Annotated in this window: 27 protein-coding genes and 3 pseudogenes; 16 read left to right on the forward strand and 14 right to left on the reverse strand. The window is 71.7% G+C overall.

From position 1 onward, the window contains the following. Positions 1 to 55: 55 nt before the first annotated feature. A pseudogene (locus ACFY5B_RS25415) lies at positions 56 to 174 on the forward strand (IS982 family transposase); the annotation flags it as partial. Positions 175 to 192: 18 nt separating this feature from the next. Here ACFY5B_RS25415 and ACFY5B_RS25420 read toward each other — a convergent pair. Continuing rightward, entirely contained in the window at positions 193 to 1146 is a 954-nt protein-coding gene (locus ACFY5B_RS25420; RefSeq protein WP_389972865.1) for a DMT family transporter, read from the reverse strand. Positions 1147 to 1221: 75 nt separating this feature from the next. Between ACFY5B_RS25420 and ACFY5B_RS25425 the strand changes: the two genes are divergently transcribed. Then, positions 1222 to 2124 (forward strand): LysR family transcriptional regulator, encoded by a 903-nt coding sequence (locus ACFY5B_RS25425; protein ID WP_389972868.1) that lies wholly within the window; start codon positions 1222 to 1224, stop codon positions 2122 to 2124. A 15-nt stretch (positions 2125 to 2139) separates the two neighbouring features. Here the strand turns inward: ACFY5B_RS25425 and ACFY5B_RS25430 are convergent, their stop codons facing one another. After that, positions 2140 to 2610, reverse strand: a complete 471-nt coding sequence (locus tag ACFY5B_RS25430) for a pyridoxamine 5'-phosphate oxidase family protein (RefSeq protein WP_389972871.1) — start codon at positions 2608 to 2610, stop codon at positions 2140 to 2142. Positions 2611 to 2744: 134 nt separating this feature from the next. On the opposite strand from ACFY5B_RS25430, the pseudogene ACFY5B_RS25435 reads away from it, so the two are divergent. Then, positions 2745 to 3396: pseudogene (locus ACFY5B_RS25435) on the forward strand (cysteine hydrolase). Here ACFY5B_RS25435 and ACFY5B_RS25440 read toward each other — a convergent pair. Beyond that, entirely contained in the window at positions 3383 to 3871 is a 489-nt protein-coding gene (locus ACFY5B_RS25440) for a Rieske (2Fe-2S) protein (protein WP_389972874.1), read from the reverse strand. The pseudogene ACFY5B_RS25435 and the gene ACFY5B_RS25440 overlap by 14 nt on opposite strands. Positions 3872 to 4069: 198 nt before the next feature. Between ACFY5B_RS25440 and ACFY5B_RS25445 the strand changes: the two genes are divergently transcribed. After that, entirely contained in the window at positions 4070 to 4825 is a 756-nt protein-coding gene (locus ACFY5B_RS25445; protein ID WP_389972877.1) for a HipA family kinase, read from the forward strand. Beyond that, positions 4822 to 5235 (forward strand): DUF3037 domain-containing protein, encoded by a 414-nt coding sequence (locus ACFY5B_RS25450; protein ID WP_389972880.1) that lies wholly within the window; start codon positions 4822 to 4824, stop codon positions 5233 to 5235. The genes ACFY5B_RS25445 and ACFY5B_RS25450 overlap by 4 nt, the downstream gene beginning before the upstream one ends. Positions 5236 to 5249: 14 nt before the next feature. Here the strand turns inward: ACFY5B_RS25450 and ACFY5B_RS25455 are convergent, their stop codons facing one another. Continuing rightward, the gene (locus tag ACFY5B_RS25455; protein ID WP_389972883.1) at positions 5250 to 5717 is read right to left on the reverse strand and encodes an excalibur calcium-binding protein; all 468 of its coding nucleotides are present in this window, start codon (positions 5715 to 5717) and stop codon (positions 5250 to 5252) included. 231 nt (positions 5718 to 5948) lie between these two features. Here ACFY5B_RS25455 and fabG point away from each other — a divergent pair, with 231 nt between their 5' ends. The 5 genes from fabG to ACFY5B_RS25480 all read left to right on the forward strand — a co-directional run bounded on the left by fabG (position 5949) and on the right by ACFY5B_RS25480 (position 10745). Continuing rightward, positions 5949 to 6710: a 3-oxoacyl-ACP reductase FabG gene (fabG, locus tag ACFY5B_RS25460; protein WP_020270157.1), complete on the forward strand. Its 762-nt coding sequence runs from the start codon at positions 5949 to 5951 to the stop codon at positions 6708 to 6710. A 12-nt stretch (positions 6711 to 6722) separates the two neighbouring features. Then, positions 6723 to 7481: an SDR family oxidoreductase gene (locus ACFY5B_RS25465; protein ID WP_053674161.1), complete on the forward strand. Its 759-nt coding sequence runs from the start codon at positions 6723 to 6725 to the stop codon at positions 7479 to 7481. A gap of 198 nt (positions 7482 to 7679) precedes the next feature. Then, a complete protein-coding gene (locus tag ACFY5B_RS25470) occupies positions 7680 to 9266 on the forward strand; it encodes an ABC transporter substrate-binding protein (protein ID WP_389972886.1) in 1587 nt (528 codons plus the stop codon). A 92-nt stretch (positions 9267 to 9358) separates the two neighbouring features. Continuing rightward, positions 9359 to 10042 carry a uracil-DNA glycosylase gene (locus ACFY5B_RS25475; protein ID WP_389972889.1) on the forward strand — a complete coding sequence of 228 codons (684 nt, stop codon included), beginning with the start codon at positions 9359 to 9361 and terminating at the stop codon, positions 10040 to 10042. 199 nt (positions 10043 to 10241) lie between these two features. After that, the gene (locus ACFY5B_RS25480) at positions 10242 to 10745 is read left to right on the forward strand and encodes a hypothetical protein (protein WP_389972892.1); all 504 of its coding nucleotides are present in this window, start codon (positions 10242 to 10244) and stop codon (positions 10743 to 10745) included. Between the two features lie 8 nt (positions 10746 to 10753). On the opposite strand, the gene ACFY5B_RS25485 is transcribed toward ACFY5B_RS25480, so the two are convergent. The 3 genes from ACFY5B_RS25485 to ACFY5B_RS25495 all read right to left on the reverse strand — a co-directional run bounded on the left by ACFY5B_RS25485 (position 10754) and on the right by ACFY5B_RS25495 (position 12633). Beyond that, complete coding sequence (locus ACFY5B_RS25485; protein ID WP_389972894.1) at positions 10754 to 11275, reverse strand: hypothetical protein; 522 nt, start codon at positions 11273 to 11275, stop codon at positions 10754 to 10756. Positions 11276 to 11484: 209 nt separating this feature from the next. Continuing rightward, positions 11485 to 11997, reverse strand: a complete 513-nt coding sequence (locus ACFY5B_RS25490; RefSeq protein ID WP_389972897.1) for a DinB family protein — start codon at positions 11995 to 11997, stop codon at positions 11485 to 11487. A 45-nt stretch (positions 11998 to 12042) separates the two neighbouring features. Further along, complete coding sequence (locus ACFY5B_RS25495; protein ID WP_389972899.1) at positions 12043 to 12633, reverse strand: TetR/AcrR family transcriptional regulator; 591 nt, start codon at positions 12631 to 12633, stop codon at positions 12043 to 12045. Between the two features lie 95 nt (positions 12634 to 12728). Between ACFY5B_RS25495 and ACFY5B_RS25500 the strand changes: the two genes are divergently transcribed. Continuing rightward, on the forward strand, positions 12729 to 13922 hold the full coding sequence (locus ACFY5B_RS25500; protein ID WP_389972902.1) for an FAD-dependent monooxygenase: 1194 nt from the start codon (positions 12729 to 12731) through the stop codon (positions 13920 to 13922). Between the two features lie 4 nt (positions 13923 to 13926). Then, positions 13927 to 14832 (forward strand): Gfo/Idh/MocA family protein, encoded by a 906-nt coding sequence (locus ACFY5B_RS25505; RefSeq protein ID WP_389972905.1) that lies wholly within the window; start codon positions 13927 to 13929, stop codon positions 14830 to 14832. Here ACFY5B_RS25505 and lnt read toward each other — a convergent pair. Together lnt and ACFY5B_RS25515 are read right to left on the reverse strand one after the other, a co-directional pair. Beyond that, on the reverse strand, positions 14756 to 16321 hold the full coding sequence (lnt, locus tag ACFY5B_RS25510) for an apolipoprotein N-acyltransferase (protein WP_389972908.1): 1566 nt from the start codon (positions 16319 to 16321) through the stop codon (positions 14756 to 14758). The genes ACFY5B_RS25505 and lnt overlap by 77 nt on opposite strands. Positions 16322 to 16389: 68 nt before the next feature. Further along, entirely contained in the window at positions 16390 to 16860 is a 471-nt protein-coding gene (locus ACFY5B_RS25515) for a nuclear transport factor 2 family protein (RefSeq protein WP_389972912.1), read from the reverse strand. A gap of 96 nt (positions 16861 to 16956) precedes the next feature. On the opposite strand from ACFY5B_RS25515, the gene ACFY5B_RS25520 reads away from it, so the two are divergent. Beyond that, the gene (locus ACFY5B_RS25520) at positions 16957 to 17559 is read left to right on the forward strand and encodes a DUF4291 domain-containing protein (protein WP_389972915.1); all 603 of its coding nucleotides are present in this window, start codon (positions 16957 to 16959) and stop codon (positions 17557 to 17559) included. A 59-nt stretch (positions 17560 to 17618) separates the two neighbouring features. On the opposite strand, the gene ACFY5B_RS25525 is transcribed toward ACFY5B_RS25520, so the two are convergent. The 3 genes from ACFY5B_RS25525 to ACFY5B_RS25535 form a co-directional block, all read right to left on the reverse strand. Continuing rightward, complete coding sequence (locus tag ACFY5B_RS25525; RefSeq protein WP_078956223.1) at positions 17619 to 17798, reverse strand: hypothetical protein; 180 nt, start codon at positions 17796 to 17798, stop codon at positions 17619 to 17621. Positions 17799 to 17896: 98 nt separating this feature from the next. Next, positions 17897 to 18772 carry an undecaprenyl-diphosphate phosphatase gene (locus ACFY5B_RS25530; protein WP_389972918.1) on the reverse strand — a complete coding sequence of 292 codons (876 nt, stop codon included), beginning with the start codon at positions 18770 to 18772 and terminating at the stop codon, positions 17897 to 17899. Between the two features lie 158 nt (positions 18773 to 18930). Then, on the reverse strand, positions 18931 to 19401 hold the full coding sequence (locus ACFY5B_RS25535; protein WP_389972921.1) for a winged helix-turn-helix transcriptional regulator: 471 nt from the start codon (positions 19399 to 19401) through the stop codon (positions 18931 to 18933). Positions 19402 to 19494: 93 nt separating this feature from the next. Here ACFY5B_RS25535 and ACFY5B_RS25540 point away from each other — a divergent pair, with 93 nt between their 5' ends. Beyond that, entirely contained in the window at positions 19495 to 20664 is a 1170-nt protein-coding gene (locus ACFY5B_RS25540; protein WP_389972924.1) for a thiolase family protein, read from the forward strand. A gap of 18 nt (positions 20665 to 20682) precedes the next feature. On the opposite strand, the gene ACFY5B_RS25545 is transcribed toward ACFY5B_RS25540, so the two are convergent. Beyond that, on the reverse strand, positions 20683 to 21474 hold the full coding sequence (locus tag ACFY5B_RS25545) for a TVP38/TMEM64 family protein (protein WP_389972927.1): 792 nt from the start codon (positions 21472 to 21474) through the stop codon (positions 20683 to 20685). A 340-nt stretch (positions 21475 to 21814) separates the two neighbouring features. On the opposite strand from ACFY5B_RS25545, the gene tuf reads away from it, so the two are divergent. Next, positions 21815 to 22984: an elongation factor Tu gene (gene tuf, locus ACFY5B_RS25550; RefSeq protein WP_389972930.1), complete on the forward strand. Its 1170-nt coding sequence runs from the start codon at positions 21815 to 21817 to the stop codon at positions 22982 to 22984. 87 nt (positions 22985 to 23071) lie between these two features. After that, the gene (locus tag ACFY5B_RS25555; RefSeq protein WP_389972933.1) at positions 23072 to 23917 is read left to right on the forward strand and encodes a spermidine synthase; all 846 of its coding nucleotides are present in this window, start codon (positions 23072 to 23074) and stop codon (positions 23915 to 23917) included. Here ACFY5B_RS25555 and ACFY5B_RS25560 read toward each other — a convergent pair. Further along, a pseudogene (locus ACFY5B_RS25560) lies at positions 23879 to 24187 on the reverse strand (MFS transporter); the annotation flags it as partial. The gene ACFY5B_RS25555 and the pseudogene ACFY5B_RS25560 overlap by 39 nt on opposite strands. Positions 24188 to 24334: the final 147 nt, after the last annotated feature.

The following is a 24334-nucleotide window of genomic DNA, read 5'->3' on the forward strand; positions in this document are numbered from 1 at the left end:
CCACCAATGTCCGCTCGATCGCCAGCCACAGCCGCTTCTTCAGGTGACTGAGCACACGCCCGGCGGCGTCGTCGCCCACGTCCTGCAGCGGATCCTCGCCCTGACCGCCGCCATCTGGCACGACGACCACACCGGACAGCCCTCCTACGCTCACTGGCCGCCTACGATCGGTGACCCCTTGGGATCGATCACCTAGAGGCGAGACGCCAATCGGGGCTTCGGCCTGACTTGGGTGAGTGCCGCTCCCGTCAGCACGATCACCGCCCCGACCGGCGTCGACCAGGTGAGCCCCTCGCCGAGAAGGGCGACGCCCGCGGCCGTGGCGATGACCGGGATGAAGTACGTGACCATCTGGGCGGTCGTCGGACCGACCTCGGCGACCAAGCCGTACTGGAGGAGCACCGCGAGGCCCGTGCCCAGCGCGCCCAGGGCGGCGATCGCCAGCAGCGGCACGACGGACACGCGGGTCGGCAGGGTCGTGAACAGCGGGGTGACGACGGCCAGCTGCACCGTCGCCAGCAGCAGTTGCGCACCGGTCATCGACAGGTGCGAGTGGCCGGTGCCGGCGAGGGTGCGGCGCACGTAGATCCAGCCGATCGGGTAGCTGAGGGAGCCCAGCAGGGCCAGTGCCGTGCCGGTGGCGTCCAGCCCGTGGAAGCCCTGCCAGACCCCCAGCACCGTGAGCACCCCGAGGAACCCCAGCCCGAGCCCCGCCACCCGCACCCGGGTCGGGCGGTCCTCCGACAGGGCGACCAGCGACAGCGCCATGCCCCACAGCGGCGAGGTCGCGTTGCAGATGCCCGCGAGGGCGGACGGGATGGTCAGCTCGGCGTACGCGAAGAGCGAGAACGGCAGGGCGTTCAGCAGGAACGCGGCGACCGTCAGATGCCCCCAGACTCGCGCCCCGCGCGGCAGCCGCTCGCGTCGTACCGCCATCGCGGCGGCCAGCACCGCGGTGCCGAACGCCAGCCGGCCGAGCGTCACCTGGAACGGCGCGTAGGTCTCGGTGCCCACCTTGATGAGGAGGAAGCTGAAGCCCCAGATCAGAGAGAGGGCGGCGAACCTCAGGCGCCAGTCGAGGAGACGGCGGGGCGGGGCGGGCGGGGCGGTGGCGGCCCGGTCGGCCGGCGTGGTCACGGTGCTCATGGCAGCCACGATGCGCCAACGGAACCTCGTAGCACAATCGAGATTTCGCACCCGGTATTGCGTAGCATTGCTTACATGTTGAACCTGGAGCGCCTGCGCACCCTCGACGCCCTCGCCCGGCACGGCTCGGTGAGCGGCGCGGCCGAGGGCCTGCACATCACGACGTCCGCCGTCTCCCAGCAGCTGTCGAAGCTGGAGCGGGAGGTCGGTCAGCAGCTCCTCGCCAAGAACGGCCGAGGCGTGCGGCTCACCGACGCGGGCCGGCTGCTCGCCGAGCACGCCGCGCGCATCCTGTCCCAGGTGGAACTCGCCCAGTCCGATCTGGAGGCGCAGCGCGGGCAGGTCGTCGGCGAGCTCCGGCTGTCGGCGTTCCCGACGGCCGCGCGGGGGCTGTTCCCGCACGCGCTGGCCGCACTGCGCGAGCAGCACCCCGCGCTCCGGCTGCGCTCCTGCGAGCTGGAGCCGGAGCACGGCATCGCCGGAGTCGTGCGCGGCGACCTCGACCTCGCCGTCGTGCTCGACTGGTACAACAAGCCGATGGCGCTGCCCGAGGGCCTGGTCAAGGCGTCGATCCTGGACGACCCGGCCGAGGTCGCCCTGCGGGTGGACCACCGGCTCGCGGAGCGCGAGGAGGTCGACCTCGGTGAGTTCGCCGACGACGAGTGGATCACCTGGGGCGACGGCGAGTTCTGCCACGAGTGGCTCATGTTCACGCTCCGCTCCAAGGGCGTCGAGCCGATCGTCGGCCATCGCGCCGCCGAGACACACACGCAGCTCGCCCTGGTCGCCGCCGGCCTCGGGGTGTGCATCGCCCCGCTGCTCGGCCGCCACCCGGTGCCCGCCGGTGTCGTGACCGTCCCCCTCCGTCAGCGGGTCCGACGGCACGTGTACGTCGTCTGGCGCGCGGACGCGGACCGCCGTCCGTCGATCCGTGCGGCGGTGAAGGCCCTGCGGGCGGCGGGGGAGAGGGTCGGCTGACGTTCCGGGCGGAGGCTACTGCCCGGACAGTTTGCGGAAGTCCCAGGAGACGATCTTCTCGGGCCTCAGTCGGATCCAGGCGTGCCGGCCGTCGTGCGGCATCTCCTCCAGGCCGAAGTTCTTCCGCGCGAACAGCACCTCGGGGACGTCGAGTTCGGCGCGCAGCTCGCCCGTGCGAGGTATCTCGCCCACGAACTCGACGGTGCCCGACAGCTCGGCGCCGCGCAGCTCGTCGTACTCCTCGCCGGTGTCGACCACGATCGCCACCCGCGGATCGCGCCGCAGGTCGGTCCACCGCTTGCTGCGTACGACCGAGTACAGCCACATCGAGGTGCCGTCCCAGGCGAACCACAGCGTGCTCACGTGCGGCGCCCCGCCGGCCGACACCGTGGCGACCCGGCAGGTGCGCTGGGTGGTCAGGAACTCGTCCAGCTCGCCCGGCGTCATCATGATCTTCCGGCCCCTGCGCTGCTGCGTGACGGTCATGCTCCCCCTCTTTCTCCCACGTCGTGCCAGAGGAGATCCTCTGACATCACGTCAGAAAAGGATGAGTGCTCTTCCGTCCGTGCGCAATGGTCGCTACGCTCGCCCGCCCGGCCGCTGGTGACAGGGGGAAAATCGTGCCCTCGTGCACAGCGCTCAGCGAACTCCTCGAACCGCTCACCACCGTGCTGCTCACCGTCGAGTGCCAGGAAGGCGTCGTCGGGGCGGACAGCGCGCTGCCCGAACTCGCCGAACAGGCACGCGTCGGCGGCGCCCTCGCCAACGTCGCCCGTCTGGTGGCGGCCGCCCACCACGGAGGGGTCCAGGTCGTCCACGCCATCGCCGAGCGCCGCCCCGACGGCCGCGGCGCCAGCCGCAACGCCCGGCTCTTCCGTGCCGCCGCACGGCTGCCCGTCCAGCAGCTGACCGGCACGCCGGCGGTGCGGGTGGCCGCTCCGATCGAGGTCGCCGAGGAGGATCTCGTCGTACGGCGTCTGCACGGGCTGTCCCCCCCTGCAGGGCACCGACGTCGATCCACTGCTGCGCAACCTCGGCTGCCGCACCCTGATCGTCACCGGCGTCTCGGCCAACGTAGCCGTGCCCAACGCCGTGTTCGACGCCGTGAACCGCGGCTACACCGTCGTCGTCCCGGCGGACGCCATCGCGGGAGTGCCCGCCGACTACACTCCCGCGATGATCCGCCACACCCTCGCGTTGGTCGCCACGGTGACGACCACGGACGAGGTGCTGGCGTGCCTGGAGCGTGCGCGTGGCGTCAGGCGAGCGTGATGGAGTCACCTTTCACGCTGATCTGCTTCGCCTCCAGCGGTTCGACCGCCGGCCCCTTCTTCACGCTGCCGTCGAGGACGGAGAACTGACTGCCGTGGCAGGTGCAGGAGATGATGTCGTCCTTGAGGTCCACCATCGGGCAGTCCCGGTGGGTGCAGAGCGTCGAGAAGGCCTTGTAGTCGCCCGCGGCCGGTTGCGAGACCACGACCTTTTCGTCCTTGAAGATCTTGCCGCTGCCCTCGGGGATGTCGGCGGTCTTCGCGAGCGCCGCACCACCGGCTCCCGCTCCGGCGGACGAGCCGCCCCCCTCGTTCGTCCCGCCGCCACCGGCGGCACCCTGTTCGGTGGAGGGGTCGGACGCCTTGTCCTCCGAACCGCACGCCGTCAGCGCCACGGTGAGCCCCGCCGCGCCGACCGCCGCCACGACGGTGCGGCGGCTCGGTCCTGACATCGGCTGAACTGATTCGCTGGTCATGCTGACGTTCCTTCCGGGGGAATTCGTGATCTGCCGAGAGGTACGGCCCCTGGGGACCGGCTGTTCAGACCCTGCCGAAATCCTGACCCGTTCGGGGAAGGACACGGGTAAAGCGGAGCTGTCGGCTTGCTGTCGGGTTCCGGGCCGCCCCCGCGAGGCCGTCACCACGGTCGCCGGGTACGTCAGTAACCTGGGGCGATGCTCAAGGAAGTGATCGCGACCCGTTTCATCGCGCCCCTGCGTGAGGGCGGTTCGCTGCCGGGTCTGGTCGAGGCGGACGACTTCGGCACCTACGTCCTGAAGTTCACCGGCGCGGGGCAGGGCCGCAAGACACTCGTCGCCGAAGTGGTCTGCGGGGAACTCGCCCGGCGGCTGGGGCTGCGGATGCCGCGCCTCGTCACCGTCGAGCTCGACCCCGAGCTGGGGCTGGGCGAACCGGAGGAGCAGGTGCAGAGCCTGCTCCGGTCCAGCGGCGGCACCAACCTCGGCATGGACTTCCTCTCCGGCGCGCTCGGCTTCGATCCGCTCGCGTTCCCGGTGAGCCCCGAGGAGGCCGGCCGCGTGGTCTGGTTCGACGCGCTGATCAACAACGTCGACCGGTCCTGGCGCAACCCCAACCTGCTGAGGTGGCGCGGCGAGCTGTGGCTCGTCGACCACGGCGCGACGATGATCTGGCACCACAACTGGCCCGGCGTGGAGGCCTCCGCCGCCCGCCCGTACGACGCCTCCGACCACGCGCTGGCGTCCTTCGCGCCCGATGTCGCCTCCGCCGCCGCCGAGTTGGCGCCCCTGGTCACCGAGGAACTGCTCGCCGACGTCACCGCTCAGATCCCGGACACCTGGCTCACGGACGAACCGGGCTTCGCCGCGCCGGACGATCTGAGGCATGCCTACGCGCGCCCGCTGCTGGCACGGGCCGCCGTCATCCACGACCGCATCCAGGGGCTGAAGTGAACGACCGGCACATCATCAAGGGCGGGCCACGGGACCGCCACGTCTACGAGTACGCCGTCCTGCGCGTCGTCCCGCGCGTGGAACGCGGCGAATGCGTCAACGCCGGGGTCCTGGTCTACTGCCGCGCCGAGTCCTACGTCGGTGTCCGCACCCACCTCGACGAGAACCGCCTGCTGGCGCTCGACCCCCTGGCCGACGTGGAGGGGGTCCGAGCCGCCCTGGGGGCCGTGGAGGACCTGTGCGCGGGTGGGAGCGCGGCCGGGCAGGCGGCCTCCGACGATCCGGGCCGCCGCTTCCGCTGGCTGGTCGCGCCCCGCTCCACGATCGTCCAGCCCGGCCCGGTGCACACCGGCCTGACCACCGACCCGGCGGCGGAGACCGAGCGGTTGCTGGACCTGCTGGTGAGGTGATGGAGACCCCTCCGTCAGCGCCGGCGGCGCCTCACCACGTAACCGGCGGCGAGAGCGGCACCCACAGCGAAGGTCAGTCCGATCGCGATGTCCCAGTCGCTCGGCCCCGAGGCCGCCGCACCCCCGAGCCCGCCTCGCACCCCCTGGCTCGGAGCGCTGGTGGGAGTGGTGGTGACGGGAGCGGAGGGTCTGATCGAGGGACTCATGGACGGACTGGCGGAGGGGCTGGGCGAAGTGGGCGACGTCGTGGGGTCGATGATCCCTCGGCGGGCCAGCGCCTCGCACGCGACGCCGTCGTCGGGGCCCTGGTCCTCGTCCAGCCTGTTGGGATCGCTCGGGTCCGCGTCGAAGACGGCCTGCGCGTCCTCCTGGAAGGCGAAGTCGCGGCAGTCCAGGTCCTGCCGGGCGTGAGCGGGGTCGGCCATGGGCACGATCGCGACGATCGCGAACAGCGCGCCCATGACACCGGTGCGACGGCGCATGGAGCGCCTCCCTTCCGGTCATGGGTGGCTCGCGCTCCGACGCTAGGCGCCGAGGGGTGCGGCGGCGCGCCGCCATGGGCCGATCGGGTGTCCTCGGGGACGTCTCCGGGCCGGGCGGACGCCGGGTGATGGATCACATGCCGACCCCGGCCGTTGACACCGCGTGCCAGGGCTTCTAGCGTCACACCCACTGAAGGTACTAAGCGGTCGCTCACCTGAGGAGTAGCAGTCATGTCCACCACTGAGCAGCGGGTTGCCGTCGTCACCGGTGCCGCGCGCGGCATCGGTGCCGCCACCGCCGTACGACTGGCCGCCGAGGGCCGCGCGGTCGCCGTGCTCGACCTCGACGAGGCGGCCTGCAAGGACACCGTCGAGAAGATCACCGCCGCCGGTGGCAAGGCCATCGCCGTCGGCTGCGACGTCTCCGACGAGGCGCAGGTCGAGGCCGCCGTCGCCCGGATCGCCGAGGAGCTCGGCGCCCCGACGATCCTGGTCAACAACGCGGGCGTGCTGCGCGACAACCTGCTGTTCAAGATGAGCGTCTCCGACTGGGACACCGTCATGAACGTGCACCTGCGCGGCGCCTTCCTGATGTCCAAGGCCTGTCAGAAGCACATGGTGGACGCGGGCTTCGGCCGGATCGTCAACCTGTCGTCGTCGTCCGCGCTCGGCAACCGCGGCCAGGTGAACTACTCGGCCGCGAAGGCGGGTTTGCAGGGCTTCACCAAGACCCTCGCCAAGGAGCTCGGCAAGTTCGGCGTCACCGCCAACTCCGTCGCCCCCGGCTTCATCGCCACCGAGATGACCAAGGCCACCGCCGACCGCGTCGGCATGGGCTTCGAGGACTTCAAGGCCGCCGCCGCCACCCAGATCCCGGTGGCCCGGGTCGGTGAGCCGGAGGACATCGCCAACGCCATCGCCTTCTTCACCGGCGAGGCGGCCGGATTCGTGTCCGGCCAGGTGCTGTACGTGGCCGGCGGACCGCTCGACTAGAGGACGAAGAACATGACTTCCGTGGAACTCTCCGGCAAGGTCGCCCTCGTCACGGGCGCCAGCCGCGGCATCGGCTACGGCGTGGCCGAGGCCCTCGTCGCGCGCGGCGACCGCGTGTGCATCACCGGCCGCAACGAGGACGCCCTCAAGGAGGCCGTCGAGCAGCTCGGCGCCGACCGCGCCGTCTACGTGGCGGGCAAGGCGCACGACGAGGCCCACCAGGCCGTCGCCGTCGAGCGCACGATGGAGGCCTTCGGCCGCGTCGACTACCTGGTCAACAACGCCGGCACCAACCCGGTGTTCGGGCCGATCGCCGACCTGGACCTGAACGTCGCCCGCAAGGTGTTCGAGACCAACGTCGTCTCGGCGCTCGGCTTCGCCCAGCGGACCTGGCACGCCTGGCAGAAGGACAACGGCGGCGCGATCGTCAACATCGCCTCCGTCGCGGGCCTCTCGCCCTCGCCGTTCATCGGCGCCTACGGGGTCAGCAAGGCCGCCATGATCAACCTGACCGTGCAGCTCGCGCACGAGTTCGCGCCCAAGGTGCGGGTCAACGCGATCGCCCCGGCCGTCGTGAAGACCAAGTTCGCCCAGGCCCTGTACGAGGGCCGGGAGGAGGAGGCCGCGGCGGCCTACCCGCTCGGCCGGCTCGGAGTGCCCTCCGACATCGGGGGCGCGGCCGCGTTCCTCACCTCCGGGCAGTCCGACTGGGTCACCGGCCAGACGCTCGTCGTCGACGGCGGCATCTTCCTCAACGCCGGGACCGGCTGACGGGGACCGCGCACGCGGCTCGGCACGGGCGCCCGTCCACTCGGACGGCGCCCGTGCCGGCGTAAAGAAACCGCAAAGTGCGATGACAACGTCGTCAAAGGTTTATCGATCAAGAGGTCATGGACGGGGAGGGTCAGGGGGCGCGGCACTGCGGTATGGTCTGCCGACCCTTGGTATGGCAGATCGAGGAGCGTGCGCGTGTTCAAGCGGAACCGATGCCTGCGGCGGGTGGCGGCCATCGCGTCCATATCGGCCCTGCTCGCCGGGTGTGGCGTGCTGTCGTCCGACACCCCGGAGGACGAAGGACCGATCGTCGTGGGCACCACCAGTGCGCCCAGCACGCTCGACCCTGCCGCGTCGTGGGACAGCTCCTGGGAGCTGTTCCGCAACATCTACCAGACGCTCCTGAGCTATCCGACGGGCGCGAGCACGCCACAGCCGGACGCCGCCGAGAGCTGCGGCTTCAGCGACTCCTCGAACCAGGTCTACCGCTGTGAGCTGCGTGAGGGCCTGAATTTCTCCAACGGCGACGCGCTCGACGCCCAGGCGGTGAAGTACTCGTTCGACCGGATCCGCAAGATCAACGTCAACGGCGGCCCCGCCGGTCTCCTGGGCAGTCTCGAGCGGGTCCAGGCGCCGAACGAGCGTGAGGTGATCTTCCACCTCAACAAGCCCGACGCGACCTTCCCGTTCGTGCTCGCCACCCCCGCCATGTCGATCGTGTCCCCGGACGCCTACCCGGACGACAGCCTGCGCAAGGGCGACGACGTGGTCGGGTCGGGGCCGTACACCCTCGACTCGTACTCCGACGGCAAAGAGGCCGTCCTCGTCCGCAACGACTCCTACAAGGGCTACGCGGAGCGCCGGAACGACGCGGTGACCGTCCGCTACTTCCAGGACTCCGACGCCATGGTGACGGCGCTGCGGGACAAGAAGATCGACGTGACCTACCGCGGCCTTGCGGCCGGTGACGTGGTCGAGCTCCAGAGCAAGTCCTCCAAGGACGAGGAGATCCAGCTCGTCGAGGGCACCGGCACCGACATCAACTACCTGGTGTTCAACCCGAAGGACGCCTGGGCGGACAAGAAGGCCGTGCGCCAGGCGGTCGCGCAGGTCGTCGACCGGGCGGCGATCGCCCACAAGGTCTACAAGGACACCGTCGACCCGCTGTACTCCATGGTCCCCAAGGGCCTCACGGGCCACACCACGGGCTTCTTCGACGACTACGGCGACCCCGACGTCGCCAAGGCCCGCAAGATCCTCACCAAGGCGGGCATCAACCAGCGCGTCCCGCTCACCTTCTGGTACACCAGCGACCGCTACGGCTCCGAGACCGCCGGGGAGTTCAAGGAGCTGGAGCGCCAGCTCGAGGCCTCGGGCCTGTTCACGATCAGCCTGAAGAGCCGCCCCTGGAAAACCTACGTCGAGGGCTACCAGAAGGGTGAGTACCCGGTGTTCGGGCGCGGCTGGTTCCCCGACTTCCCGGACGCCGAGAACTTCATCGCGCCGTTCGTCGGCGACCAGAACGCCCTCGGCACGCCGTACCCGGCGCCCGAGATCACCGGCGACCTGCTGCCCCGCTCGCGCCGCGAGAGCGACCGCGCGAACGTGGAGAAGGAGTTCGAGGAGGCCCAGCGGATCCTCGTGGACGACGCGCGGCTGCTGCCGCTGTGGCAGGGCCGGCAGTACGTGGCCGCCAGCCGGGACGTCTCGGGCGCGGAGCGGGCCCTCGACCCGTCGACGATCATGATGATGTGGGAGCTGCACCGCAAGACCGCCTGGTAAGCGGTCCGGCACCCGGCTTCCCGGGCGCGTTGTCAGTGGTCGCCGGTAGGTTCTGAGGCCTGGAAGTGACCGCACATCGTGAGGACGTTGACGTGACCGACACCGCCATGCTGCCCGAGTCCTGGCGCGGGGTTCTGGGCGACGAGCTGCAGCAGCCCTGGTTCAAGGAGCTGACGGAGTTCGTCGAGGAGGAGCGGGCGAAGGGTCCCGTCTACCCGCCGCGCGAGGAGGTCTTCGCGGCGCTGGACGCCACGCCGTACGAGCGGGTCAAGGTCCTGATCCTCGGTCAGGACCCCTACCACGGCGAGGGACAGGGGCACGGGCTGTGCTTCTCGGTCCGGCCGGGCGTGCGGATCCCGCCGTCCCTGCGCAACATCTACAAGGAGATGCACCAGGAGCTGGGCACGCCGATCCCGGACAACGGCTATCTGATGCCGTGGGCCGAGCAGGGCGTGCTGCTGCTCAACGCGGTCCTCACGGTCCGCGGCGGCGAGGCCAACTCGCACAAGGGCAGGGGCTGGGAGAAGTTCACCGACGCCGTGATCCGGGCCGTGGCCGAGCGCCCCGACCCGGCGGTCTTCGTGCTGTGGGGTAACTACGCGCAGAAGAAGCTCCCGCTGATCGACGAGTCCCGGCACATCGTGGTCAAGGGCGCGCATCCCTCGCCCCTGTCGGCGAAGAAGTTCTTCGGCTCGCGACCCTTCACGCAGATCAACGAGGCGGTGGCGGCGCAGGGACACACGCCGATCGACTGGACGATCCCGAACCTGGGCTGAGTCCCACCGGTCGCGGACCGTGCCGTGACGGGCCCGGGGGTGTCCGGAGTCAGGGGCCGTGCCGTGACGGGCCCGGGGGTGTCCGGAGTCAGGGGCCGTGCCGTGACGGGCCCGGGGGTGTCCGGAGCCGCCTGAGCCGGATCGCCCCCGCCTGCGGTTAGCGTCGGCGGGAACAGCCGGCGAGTGCGCGGAGGGCGTCGTGGCGGAGCGACAAGAACAGACGGTGCCGGATGCCGTGCTGACGCGGATCGGGCAGGTGGTCATGCTGCACCACGCGGGGGACCGGGAGGAGGCGCGGCACCGGTTCCTCGGCCTGTGGGCGGAGATCGGTGAGCACGGCGACCCACTGCACCGCTGCACTCTCGCCCACTACCTGGCCGACACCCAGGACGACCCGGCGGACGAACTGGCCTGGGACCTACGGGCGTTGACGGCCGCCGAGGAGGCCAGGGGCGAGGCCCTCGCGGCGACGGCGGTAGCCGCGCTCTCCCCCTCCCTGCACCTGAACCTGGCCGACGACTACGTCAGACTGGGGCGCGGCGACGCCGCCCGCACACATCTGCGGTGGGCCCGGGAAGCCGCCACCGCCCTCACCGACGACGGCTACGCCGAGGGCGTGTGGGCGGCCATCGGACGGCTGGAGTCCCGGTTGGGAGAGGGCGGCGGCCCGGGGACGTGGACGCCGCCTCGTCAGCGGCCCTGACGCGGCAGTCAACGCCCGTAGGTGTCGCGGCAGATCGTCGCCTCCGGGCTGTCCGCCCGCCATCCGCCGTAGCGTCTGCCCAGCGCGCACACGTCCGCGTTGTTGCTCGGGACGCTCTTCTCGACGTCCCGGCGCACCGACTCCGGCACGTCGCGGAGGTCGGTGTGCGACCGCTGGGGGCGCCGGGGTGCGGGCTCGGGGCGTTCCGGACGGGCGGGGCGCGGACGGACGTCGCGGTGCCCGGGCTGCGGCGCCCCGGGTTGCCGCGACGAAGCCTGGTCAGCGGGCGGGCGGGTCGCCGGCACGGCCGGCTCGGGGCGGCGGGACGCCTCGTCGATGAGCAGCAGGGCCTCGCGGGCCGGTGCCTGCACGATCGGGGTCTCGGCCGCCCCCTCCGGCTCCGGCGCCGACGGCCGGGACGGTGCCACCGTGGGCCCCGGCGTGGCGGGATGCGGAACCGTCGTACAGCCGGAGAGGGCCGAGACCGCCACGGTCACCAGGAGCGTCGCTGTGGTCGTCGTTCGATGCACCCGCGCAACTCTGGTGCGTCCGGCCCACGTTGGGGCGACGGACAGGCGGAGGTTGCCCCGCACGGGTGATCTCGCGCCCCGTTCGGAGGGGTCTCGTGTGACGGGGGTGACGTGCAGTGATGCCGTGACGCCGGTGAAGTGTGTGACGGTGGACCCTGAACACGATGGTGGATCAGCTGTCGTCCCGGGCAGTGTGTGACGGCGGTGCGTCAATCGCCGGTCGTGCCGTCGATGCGCTCGCGGATCAGGTCGGCGTGGCCGTTGTGCCGCGCGTACTCCTCGATCATGTGGGTGTAGAGCCACCGCAGGTTGAACCGCTCGCCGGTGCGCCGGTGCTTGCCCTCGGTGATGTCGTCCAGGGCGAAGCGGGCCGCGTTGCGCCGGGCCGTCTCGATCTCGGCCTGCCAGGTGGCGTGGGCCTCCTGCCAGGTGTCCGCCTCGGTGAGGCGGAACTCGCCGTCCCGGTCCTCGTCGCTCCAGTAGATCGGCTGCACGTCCTCACCCAGCAGCACCCGGCGGAACCAGCTCCGCTCCACGTCCGCCATGTGCCGGACCAGCCCCATCAGGGACAGGTCGGACGGCTCGACGGCCGCGGACCTGAGCTGCTCGTCGCTCAGGCCCTCGCACTTCCAGGCGAGGGTCCGGCGGTGGAAGTCCAGCCAGCCTTCCAGCATCGTGCGCTCGTCGGCCGTGGTGGCGGGCATGGTGCGTTCGTTCGTCATGGACGCATCCTTCCCGAGCCGTCCCTGCCGCACCACAAGATTTTTTCAGCCCCCGAGCATCCCCTCCAGCAGTTCCCGCAGCCCGGCCCGCACCTCCTCCAGGCTCGGCACGTCGGCACCGAACGACCCCGCCACGCAGCTGAACATCAGCCCGTCCGCCCAGGCGATCAGCGAGAGGGTGTGCCGGGCCGGATCCGTCGAACCCATTCCGGTGACCAGGGTGGTGAGCTGGTCCCGGAAGCGGGCGCCCGTGGCGTCGAAGAAGGCCCGCAGCTCGGGGCGGCGCGTCGCCTCCAGGGCCAGTTCGTAGCGGGCGAGGGTGAGCGCGCGCTGCTGCGTGAGGGCCCGGTGGGTGGCCAGGGCCAGCGCGTCCGCCAGGGAGCCGGCACCGGCCTCGGGGTCCGGCATCTCGTGCAGGGCCAGCACCCGGGCCTCACGTTCGGCCAGGCGCTGAACCGCCAGCTCCAGCAGGGCCTGCCGGGTCCGCGCGACGTTCGACGTGGAGCCCTGGGGGAGCCCGGCCAGCTCGTCGACCGCCCGGTGGGTCAGGCCGCGCATTCCGCGCTCGGCGAGCAGGGCGAGGGCGGTGTCGGCGACGAGGTCGGAGCGTGCGGGGCCTTCGGTGCGTACGGGCATGGGGTCAACGCTACCCCTCTGACTACAGCTGTAGTAACGTCGACGGCGTCACTACAGCTGTAGTCACCTTGAGTCGTCACCTTGGAGGAGGAGCCATGGCACAGCCCGGGCATGCCGTTGTGATCGGCGGCGGTATCGGAGGCCTGACGGCCGCGGTCGCCCTGCACCGGCGCGGCCTGCGGGTCACCGTGCTGGAGCGGGCCCCCGCGCTGGATCCGGTCGGCGCGGCGATCTCCCTCGCACCCAACTCCCTGCGCGCGCTGGACGTCCTCGGCCTCGGCGACGAGATCCGCGACCTCGCCGCCTGGTCGGGGGACGGAGGCTTGCGCGCTCCGAGCGGGCGGTGGCTGGCCCGCTCCTCCGCCGAGGCCGCCGCCGAGCGCTTCGGCGGCCCGCTCGTACTGCTGCCCCGCGCCACTCTGATCGAGCGTCTCGCCGCCTTGCTCCCCGCGGACGCCGTCCGCACGGACGCCGCCGCGGTACTCGCCGACAGCGGAGGACCCGGCCGGGCGGCCCGCGTCACGACCTCGGACGGCGAACTCGAAGCCGATCTGGTGGTCGGCGCGGACGGCGTCCGGTCCGCCGTGCGCGGAGTGCTCTTCCCCGGCCACCCGGGGCCCGTCTACTCCGGCTTCACCACCTGGCGGGTCATGATCCCCGTCCCCGGCGCCCGGTTCGCCTCGCACGAGACCTGGGGCCCGGGCCGCCTCTGGGGCACCCACCCGCTGAAGGACGGACGCGTCTACGCCTACGGCGCCGCCCGGACCCCCGCCGGCGGCCGGGCGCCCGACGACGAGAAGTCCGAGCTGCTGCGCCGCTTCGGCGACTGGCACGACCCGATCCCCGCCGTGCTCGCCGCCGCCCGGCCCACAGACGTCCTGCGTCACGACGTCCACCACATCGCCGAACCCCTGCCCGCCTACCACCACGGCCGGGCCGCCCTGCTCGGCGACGCCGCACACGCCATGCCCCCGAGCCTCGGCCAGGGCGGCAACCAGGCGATCGAGGACGCCGTCGTGCTCGCCCACCACTGCGACGACCTCGCCGCCTACACCGCCGCCCGGCTGCCGCGTACGACCGCCATCGCGCGCCAGGCCGTGCGGGCGTCCCGGCTCAGCCTCATGAGCAGCCGGGCCGGCATCGCCGTGCGCGACACGGCCGTATCCGCACTGTCGAAGGCCGGGCCCGCCCTCTTCCTGCGCAGCTTCGACGGCATCGCCGACTGGGCGCCCCCGCAGCGGCCGTATGCTTCCGGGCAGACCCCGGCAGGCAACCGTTGGAGGAGATGACCCCGTGAAGGTCGGCTGCATCGGACTCGGTGACATCGCGCAGAAGGCCTACCTCCCGGTCCTCGCCTTCCAGCCCGGCGTCGAACTGCACCTGCAGACCCGCACGCCCGCCACGCTCGACCTTGTCGCCGAGGGCCTGCACATCCCGCCGGAGCGCAGGCACCCCACCCTCGACTCGCTCCTCGCGGCGGACCTCGACGCGGCCTTCGTGCACGCACCCACGCTCGTGCACCCGGACATCGTGACGCGGCTTCTCGAGGCGGGCGTACCGACCTACGTCGACAAGCCGCTCGCCTACGAACTCGAGGACTCCGCGCGGCTGGTGGCGCTCGCCGAGGAGCGGGGCGTGAGCCTCGCCGTCGGCTTCAACCGGCGCCACGCCCCCGGCTACACCCAGTGCGCGGACCATCCGCGCGAGCTGATCCTCATGCAGAAGAACCGCATCGGGCTGCCGGAGGAGCCCCGCGCGATGATCCTCGACGACTTCATCCACGTCGTCGACACCCTGCGCTTCCTCGCGCCCGGCGAGATCGACGACGTGACCGTGCGCGCCCGGGTCCGGGACGGGCTGCTGCACCACCTGGTGCTCCAGCTCGCCGGGGACGGTTTCACCGCGCTCGGCGTGATGAACCGGCTCAGCGGTTCCGCCGAGGAGGTCCTCGAGGTGTCCGGGCAGGACACCAAGCGGCAGGTGGTCAATCTCGCCGAGGTCGTCGACCACAAGGGGCAGCCGACCGTGCGGCGGCGCGGTGACTGGGTGCCGGTGGCCCGGCAGCGCGGGATCGAGCAGGCGGTGCACGCGTTCCTCGACGCGGTCCGCGCGGGCAAGGTGCTCAGCGCCCGGGACGCGCTGGAGACCCATGAACTGTGCGAGCGGGTGGTACGCGCGGTTCAGGAGCGGACCGCCTGATCCGCAGGGCCCGTGCGCCCTCGCCGGCGGCCCACAGGGCGAGGACCAGCATCGCCGCGTGCACCGTCCAGTCGCCGTGGCGCACGTAGGGCGTGGTGCCGTGGGCGAGGGGGATGTCGTAGACCCGTGCGGCGGAGGCGTCCGTGCCGAGCCATGATCCGACGCGCTGTCCGTCCGGGCCGTAGACGGCGGAGACGCCCGTCAGGGTCGCGTGCACCATGGGGCGCCCGGTCTCGGCGGCCCGCAGCGCGGCCAGCGAAGCGTGCTGCGCGGGTGCCCAGCTGTGCTGGAACGTGGACGTCGACGACTGGCCGATCAGCACGTCGACGCCCTCCCGGGTGAGGTGGCGGGTCATGTCCGGGAAGGCGGTCTCGAAGCACACCAGCGGGCCCACGCGCAGATCGTCGCCGACGTTCATCACGATCGGCTGCGAGCCGCGCCTGCGGTCCTCGCCCGCGGCCTTGCCGACCGAGGTGGCCCAGCCGAGCAGGGAGCGGGCCGGGATGTACTCGCCGAACGGCACGAGCCGCATCTTGTCGTAGCGCTCGCCGGTCAGGCCGTCGGGCCCGATCAGGACCGAACTCTTGTAGATGCCGGGCTTGTCGGAGCGCCGGGCGTCCACGTTGACCAGGATGTCGGCGCCCGTCGCGCGGGAGAGGTCCGCGAGCCGCCGGGCGAGGTGGGGCCGGTCGTCGAGGTCGAATCCGACGCTGCTCTCGCCCCAGACGATCAGGTCGACGTCCTGGCCGGCGAGCCGGCGGGTGAGCTGCTCCTCGCGGTCGAACCGGCCGTCCGGGCCGGCGATGACGCCCGGCTGCACGACGGCGATCCTGACCTGGCCGTCGACGGCGGGGCGGGGCGAGAACGCCCAGGCGGCGGAGGTGGCGGCGGCCGTCGCGACGAGACCGGCCACGGCGGGCACCCGGGCTCGGGGGACCGCGACGAGGACGGCGACCGCGACGTTGACGGCCACGAGCAGATAACTGAGCAGCCACACCCCGCCGACCGAGGCGAGCCGCAGCGCGGGTTCGGCCTGCCACTGACTGCTGCCGAGCATGCCCCAGGGGCCGCCGAGCCCCTGCCAGGAGCGGATCAGCTCGATGGCCAACCAGCCCGACGGCAGCACCAGCAGGGCCAGCGCGGTCCGGCTGCTCGAGGGGAGGCCGCCCAGGAGGCGGCGCACCAGCCGGCCCCACGGGGCCCACAGGGCACCGAGGAGGGCGGCGATGAGGAAGGTGAACACGTTCAGACTCGGCAGCAGCCAGTGGTGCATGGCCAGCATGAAGCCGAAGCCGCCGCACCAGCCGTCGTACGCGGCCCGCCTCCCGGTCGGCGCGGTGCGCAGCAGCAGGAGCCAGGGCACGAGGGCGACGTAGGCGCACCACCACAGGGACGGCGCGGGGAAGGCGAGGACGGGGAGGGCGCCCGCGACCGCCGCGGCGGCCGAGCGGCGCCAGGGGGAGGCGAGCCAGTGGCCGAGCGTCTTCATAGGCGCCTCCTACCCGCGGTTGCCTCCAGTGTGCGCCCTGCGGACGATCTAGGACACAGGACGCCGGGTCAGTTGACCACAGGTGCCGTTCGCGGCTCGGGAAGGCGCCGCCACTTCTCCCGTACGACCACCTCGCTCAGCCGCCAGCCGTCGGCCGTGCGCAGCACGGCGAAGGCGTACCGGCCGCCGCACACGAAGTCGGGAGCGGGTCCGGCGGTGGCCATGGGATTGACGTAGTCGGCCTGGACCTCGGCCGTGTCGCCGGTGTCCTGTTCCCAGATCCCGAAGCGCACCCGCCGGTTGACGATCAGATGCTGCCGCATCGGGAACAGCCCCAGGCTCTCCGCGAGCCAGGCGGCGACCGCCCGGGCCTCTCCCTCGATGCCGCCGGCCGAGCGGTAGTCCGCCCGCCCACGAGGGGCGAACAGCCCTCGGTACGCCTCCCAGTCACCGTCGTCGACCGCCACCGCGTAGTCGGTGATCAGTCCGTCGACGGCCAGCCGGTCTCTCACGGTGGCGAGTTCCACGCGCTGCGTCATCGGCTCAGTGTTGGCCATGGCGGGGACCGGGCCAAGAGCCGTGCGTGCGCGATATTCGGTGGCCGCCGAGGGGCGCCGGGGCCCAGCCTGTCCCTCGTGAACGAACGACACGAACCGAAGTACCGGGTGAGGGCCCGCCACACCGGGTCCACGATCACCGTCTACCAGGCCTACCGCCCGGAGATCGGCGGCCCCGCCGCCCGCCACGGCCGCTTCCCGGCCTCCTGGAAGCGGGAACGCATGACCTGGATCAAGCCCTCGTTCCTGTGGATGATGTACCGCTGCGGCTGGGGCACCAAGGAGGGTCAGGAGACCGTCCTGGCGATCGAGATCGACCGTGAGGGTTTCCTCTGGGCGCTGCGCAACGCCTGCCTGTCCCACCACGTCGCCGCTCTGCACGGCGACCAGGCCTCCTGGAAGCGGCAGTTGAGGCAGGCGCCCGCGCGGGTGCAGTGGGATCCGGAACGGGATCTGCACCTCAACCCGCTGCCGCACCGATCGCTTCAGCTGGGACTCGCGGGGGAGGCGGCCGCCCGCTACGCGGACGACTGGATCAGGGGGATCGAGGACGTCACGCCGCTCGCCACCGAGATCCACGGGCTGGTGCGGGCCGGGCAACTGGCGTCGGCTGCGCGGCTGTTGCCCGAGGAGCGGCCCTTCGCCGTCGACGACGAGGTGCTGGCGCGGCTGCGCGCCTAGAGGGTGCGGTACGACCAGAGGGCGCGGTACGCGTCGGACAAGGGACTGCGGGAGCCCGCTCAGGCCGCCTTGGCGACGCCGCCTCGGAGCGCGGCGGCCCATTCGACGACGAGAAGCTCGTACTCCGCGCGCTCCTCGGCCGACAGGGTGCCGCCCGTGCGCTGCCACAGCGCACGGATCTCCTCGTTGACCTCGGCGGCGGACCGCACGGAACCAGGGGTCACGAAATCGGGGGACATGCGGACAAGCCTAGGGGCAGCCACTGACAGCCCGCTACCGGACGGCTACCCGATGGCTATGCGGTTGGTCACGAGACCGGGGTCACAGGCCCCCGGGCTCAGCCCGCCGACTCGGCGGCGTGGGGGCTCAGGGCGCCCGTGCTGACCAGGGCGATGATGACGATGCCGAGCGCGATGCGGTAGTAGACGAACGGCATGAAGCTCTTGGTCGAGATGAACTTCATGAACCAGGCGATCACCGCGTACCCGACGACGAAGGCGATGATCGTCGCGAAGATCGTCGGTCCCCAGGAGATGTGGCCGCCCTCCGTCGCGTCCTTCAGCTCGAACAGGCCCGACGCGAGCACCGCGGGGATGGCGAGCAGGAAGGAGTAGCGGGCCGCGGCCTCGCGCTTGTAGCCCATGAACAGACCGCCGCTGATGGTGGCGCCGGAGCGGGAGACGCCCGGGACGAGCGCCATGGCCTGGCAGACGCCGTAGATCAGGCCGTCCCGCACGCCCAGGTCCTCGAGGGCCTTGCGCTGCTTGGGGGCGCGGTGCTTGCCGCCGCTCTCGTCGCGGGCCGCGAGCCGGTCGGCGACGCCCAGGACGACGCCCATGACGATCAGCATCGTCGCGGTGATCCGCAGATCGCGGAACGGTCCCTCGATCTGGTCCTTCAGCGTCACGCCGAGCACGCCGATCGGGATCGAGCCGACGATCACCAGCCAGCCCATCCGGGCGTCGGGATCGCTGCGCAGCGACTTGTCGGTGAGCGAGCGCGCCCATGCCGAGATGATCCGCCCGATGTCCTTGCGGAAGTAGATCAGCACGGCCGCCTCGGTGCCGATCTGTGTGATCGCCGTGAAGGCGGCGCCCGGGTCCTTCCAGTCCGCGAAGGCCGCCGTCAGGCGCAGGTGGGCGCTGGAGGAGACGGGGAGGAACTCGGTCAGCCCCTGGACGAGTCCGAGGATGAGTGATTCGAACCAAGACATGAGGTAGCGGAGTCCAAGTGCCGATCGTGGGACGGACGAGGGGCGCACCGGCCCGCCGTTGCGATGAACGGGGGATCAGGTGTGCCGAGGGGGAAGCGTAGCGCCCCCGGAAGGCCCACCGGACACAGGGGTTTGGAAGCGCTCCCGACCAGCGGCGATCAGGCCGCGGTCGGTCCGGTCACCGTCCAGCCGGGGGTCTGGGGTCGGGCCGTGAGGTCCTCGTGGCGCACCTCGTCGCCGCAGGCGCGGCAGGTGACGGCCGGGGCGAGGGGGCGCCCGCAGGAGTGTTCCACGACCATCGGGCGGTCGCCGTCCGGCCGGAGGTGGCGGTCGCCCCACGCCATCAGGGTCAGCAGCGCCGGCTCCAGCTCCAGCCCCGCCGGTGTCGGCCGGTACTCGAAGCGCTGCGGGCGCTCGCTGTAGAGGTGCTTGGCCAGGATCCCGGCGTCGACGAGCCGGCGCAGCCGGGTGGCCAGGATGTCGCGCGGGGCGCCGGTGTTGCGCACCAGCTGGTCGAACCGGCCGTTGCCCAGGCACACCTCCCGCAGCACGAGCAGGGAGTACTTCTCGCCGACGAGCGCGAGGGTGTCGGCGATGGAGCAGGGGCGCGGGTCTTTGCGGTCGGCCATGAGGATCAGTCTAAGAGAGGGTTGGATTTTCCAACCCTGCGGGCTACGGTGAGTTCGGATTTCCTACTCACTGGTAGCCGTGGAGGCCCGCACATGCGTGACGCAGTGATCGTCGAAGCCGTACGCACCCCGATCGGCAAGGGCAGACCGAACGGCGCCCTGGCACACGTCCACCCCGTGGAGCTCCTCGCCCACACCCTGCGCACCCTCGTCGAGCGGTCCGGGATCGACCCGGGGCTGATCGACGACGTCATCGGCGGAACCGTCGACCAGGTCGGCGAGCAGGCCATGAACACCACCCGCTACGCCGTGCTCTCCGCCGGGTTCCCGGAGTCGGTGCCCGCGACCACCGTGGACCGCCAGTGCGGCTCCTCGCAGCAGGCCGTGCACTTCGCGGCGCAGGGTGTGCTCTCGGGTGCGTACGACATGGTCGTGGCCTGTGGCGTGGAGTCGATGAGCCGGGTGCCGATGTGGTCGAACGTGCCCGAGGGCAAGGACCCCTTCGGCCCGGGAGTCGCCAAGCGCTTCCCCGAGGGGCTCGTGCCGCAGGGGATCAGTGCCGAGCTGATCGCCGCCAAGTGGTCGATCGGCCGCGAACGGATGGACGCCTTTGCCGTCTCCTCGCACCACAAGGCCGCCGAGGCCTGGGAGAGCGGGCTCTTCGACGCCGAGGTCGCACCCCTGGAGGGGGTCACGCGCGACGAGTGCGTACGCCCCGGCAGTACCACCGAGATCCTCTCCGGCCTCAAGCCCGCCTACCAGGACCCCGGCTTCACCGAGCGCTTCCCGCAGATCGAGTGGAACGTCACGGCGGGCAACGCGAGCCCGATCAACGACGGCGCCTCGGCGGTGCTCATCACGTCGAGCGAGACGGCGGCCCGGCTCGGCCTGCGTCCGCTGGCCCGTTTGCACAGCTTCGCGGTCACCGGCTCCGACCCGCTCCTGATGCTGACGGGCGTGATCCCGGCGACCGAGAAGGTGCTGCGCAGGGCCTCATTGACCCTCGACGACATCGACCTGTTCGAGGTCAACGAGGCGTTCTCCAGTGTCGTACTGGCCTGGCAGCAGGAGACCGGCGCCGACCTCGCCCGGGTCAACGTGAACGGCGGGGCCATCGCGCTCGGGCATCCCCTCGGCGCGAGCGGAACCCGGCTGACGACGACACTGGTGCACGCGATGCGGCAACGAGGTGCCCGGTACGCGCTCCAGACCATGTGCGAGGCGGGCGGACTCGCCAACGCCATGGTGCTGGAACGGGTCTGAGCCGGGCGTGACGGGGCGTCAGAGACGGCGCAGCTGGTGCCGCTTGCGCCAGGCCACCACCACGCCCGCCAGCGCGGGCAGCGCGATGCACGCCATGGCGATCAGGAAGGCGGGGGAGGTCGGGGTGGAGGCCCGGGCTCCCGCGACGGCGTAGGCGGCGGTGTTCGGGATCGAGCCGAGGCCCGTGGCCAGCAGGAACGGCAGCAGGCCCATGCGGGAGACGGACGCGCAGTAGTTCGCGGCCCAGAACGGCACGCCCGGGAACAGCCGCACCGCCAGCATCGAACGGAAGCCGTGCCGGCTGAGCTGGCCGTCCGCGGCCTTCAGCCAGCGCCCCCGCAACAGCGGCCGCAGGGCGTCCTGGCCCAGCGCCCGGCCCAGGCAGAAGGCGATGCCGGCGCCGAGCACGGTGCCCGCCAGTGCCACGCCGAGGCCGAGCTGTGAGCCGAACAGGGCGCCCGCCCCGAGGTTGAGCAGCGGCCTCGGCACGAACGCCACGGTGCACACGCCGTACGCCACCGTGAACACCGCCGCCGCCGCGGCACCTGAGAGCTGCGGCGGCCAGCCCTCCGTCAGCAGCCGCTGCGGTTCGAACAGGAGCACCCCGCACGCGCCCGCGGCGAGCAGCACGACGAGCAGGGACAGCCGTGAATACGGGGAGAGCAGAACTCTCGTGCAGCGGGCGGCGAAACGGGCGGGTACGGCGGGTGAGACGGTCGTTGCCGGGGGAACGGCGACGGCGAGCTCCGCGGCGGTGGCCCGGGGAGAGGCCGTGGCGGTGCCCCCAGAGCGGGTGGTGGCATCGAGCATCCGGTGACACTAACCGACAAATGTGTGTGATCGCCGTATGGTTCGTCTCACGAGCGTCACAGCCTCGGCCCGCGCGCCTGTGCGCTGGGCGGACGAAAACCATTCGACGTGCGGTAAAGCGTCGGCAATGATCGACGGCATGTTCCGGCACGCCTTCGCCCTCGCAGCATCCGTGGTCACGGATGCCCCGAAGGCTGCCGTCCTCGATCTCACGGCCGTCATGGACGGCGCCCGAAGCTGACCCTCTCCGGTTCGTCCGGCGGACCCCGCAAGGGGAGGGTCGGGCAGGTCCTCGGGGTCCCACTTCTTCTTCGCTGATCACACGCTTCGAGGTGCACCCATGTCCAAAACGGCTTATGTCCGCACGAAACCGCATCTCAACATCGGCACCATGGGTCATGTCGACCACGGCAAGACCACCTTGACCGCCGCCATCACCAAGGTCCTCGCCGACCGAGGCAGTGGCGCGTTCGTGCCGTTCGACCGGATCGACCGGGCGCCCGAGGAGGCGGCGCGCGGCATCACCATCAACATCGCGCACGTGGAGTACGAGACCGACACCCGGCACTACGCGCACATCGACATGCCGGGCCACGCCGACTACGTCAAGAACATGGTCACCGGTGCCGCCCAGCTCGACGGGGCGATCCTCGTCGTCTCCGCGCTCGACGGGATCATGCCGCAGACCGCCGAACACGTCCTGCTCGCCCGGCAGGTGGGCGTCGACCACATCGTGGTCGCCCTCAACAAGGCAGACGCGGGGGACGAAGAGCTGACCGACCTCGTCGAGCTGGAGGTCCGGGACCTGCTCACCGCGCACGGCTACGGCGGTGACTCCGTGCCCGTCGTACGCGTCTCGGGGCTCAAGGCGCTGGAGGGGGACCCCCGTTGGACCGCGTCGATCGAGGCGCTGCTCGACGCGGTGGACACGTATGTGCCGATGCCGGAGCGGTATCTGGACGCGCCGTTCCTGATGTCGGTGGAGAACGTGCTGACCATCACCGGGCGGGGGACCGTGGTGACCGGGGCGGTCGAGCGGGGCCTGGTGCGCGTCGGCGACCGGGTCGAGGTGCTCGGGGCGTCCGTCGAGACGGTGGTCACGGGGCTGGAGACCTTCGGCAAGCCGATGGAGGAGGCACAGGCCGGGGACAACGTGGCGTTGCTGTTGCGGGGAGTTCCGCGGGACGCCGTGCGGCGGGGTCACGTCGTGGCCGCGCCGGGGAGTGTGAAGCCACGTCGGCGGTTCTCGGCACAGGTGTACGTCCTGTCGGCACGGGAGGGCGGGCGGACGACGCCTGTCTCCTCCGGGTACCGGCCGCAGTTCTACATCCGGACCGCGGACGTGGTGGGGGTGGTCGACCTCGGTGAGGTGGCGGTGGCCCGGCCCGGCGACACCGTTGCCATGACCGTGGAGCTGGGGCGGGACGTGCCGTTGGAGGCGGGGCTCGGGTTTGCCATCCGTGAGGGGGGCAGGACCGTGGGGGCGGGGACCGTGACCGCGGTGGGGTGAGGCTGTGGGGGACTGCGGGCCGTGTTGCGCTGGTCGCGCGGTTCCCCTCGCCCCTTGGGGGCGTGGCCGCACAGGCACAATGAGGGGGTGAACGAGCCTGTACCCGTAGCCCGGTCTGTCGACCACGGGTTTGCCAAGCTGATGCCCGACGTCGACCGGGAGCGTGCCTGGCTGCTGACGGTGGACGGGGCGCCGCAGTCCTACGTCGATCTCGACGAACCCGCGCACCTGGAGTTCGAGTACACGCGGCGGCTCGGGCACGTGCTGGATGTCGTGGCCGAGCCGGGAAGGGCGCTGGACGTGGTGCATCTCGGGGGCGGTGCGCTCACGCTGCCGCGGTACGTGGCCGTGACCCGGCCGGGCTCGCGGCAGGACGTCGTCGAGGCGGACCGGGGGCTGCTGGAACTGGTGGCGGAGCATCTGCCGCTGCCGGAAGGTGCGGCCGTCGCCCTCCACTCGGCGGACGCCCGGGCCTGGCTGGAGAACGCCCCCGCGGACTCGGCGGACGTTCTCCTCGCGGACGTCTTCAGCGGCTCGCGGGTGCCGGCGCACCTCACCTCCGTCTCCTATGTCCGCGAGGCCGCGCGGGTGCTGCGGGGGAGCGGGGTCTACCTCGCCAACCTCCCCGACGCCGCGCCCTTCGGCTTCCTGCGGTCGCAACTCGCCACGCTGGCGGACTGCTTCGAGCAGCTCGTGCTGATCGCCGAGCCGGGTGTGCTGCGCGGGCGGCGGTTCGGGAACGCCGTACTCGTCGCCGGGCACCAGCCGGTCGACATCGCCGCCCTGACCCGTCTCACCGCCGCCGACGCCTTCCCCGCCCGGGTCGAACACGGCGTGGCCCTGCGGAAGTTCATCGGCGGAGCGCGGCCCGTCGGGGACGAGGACGCCGTGCCGTCACCCGAGCCCCCCGACGGGGCGTTCGGCATCGGCTGACGCGGGCTCCGTGCCGCCCGGTGGGGTCCGGCGGCGCAGATCGCGGACGTCCGGAACGCACAGCACGGCCGCCGTGACCGGGACGACCAGGCCGGCGCAGCCCCACAGGGCAGCGGTGCGGCCGAAGGCGTCCTCCGCCGGTCCGGCCGCGGCCGTGGCGGGAGAGACCAGGGCGACGGAGTCGAACCAGTCGTACGCCGCGACGCGGGAGAGCTTGTGCTCGGGGATCTCCTGGTGCGGTGCCGTCATCCAGGAGACGCCGAACACCTCGAATCACGTGCCGCCCGGGGCAGCCGGTCCGACACGGCGGGGGACGTCACCGGCCGAACATCACCGCCCGGGGCCCCTCCCGCCAAACCGTTTCTTTCAGGTGTTCCGGTGCTCCGGTGCTCCGGTGAGTCGGGCCCGCCCCCTGTC

The organism is Streptomyces sp. NPDC013187 (assembly GCF_042899705.1).
GTDB classification, from domain to species: Bacteria; Actinomycetota; Actinomycetes; order Streptomycetales; family Streptomycetaceae; genus Streptomyces; species Streptomyces hawaiiensis_A.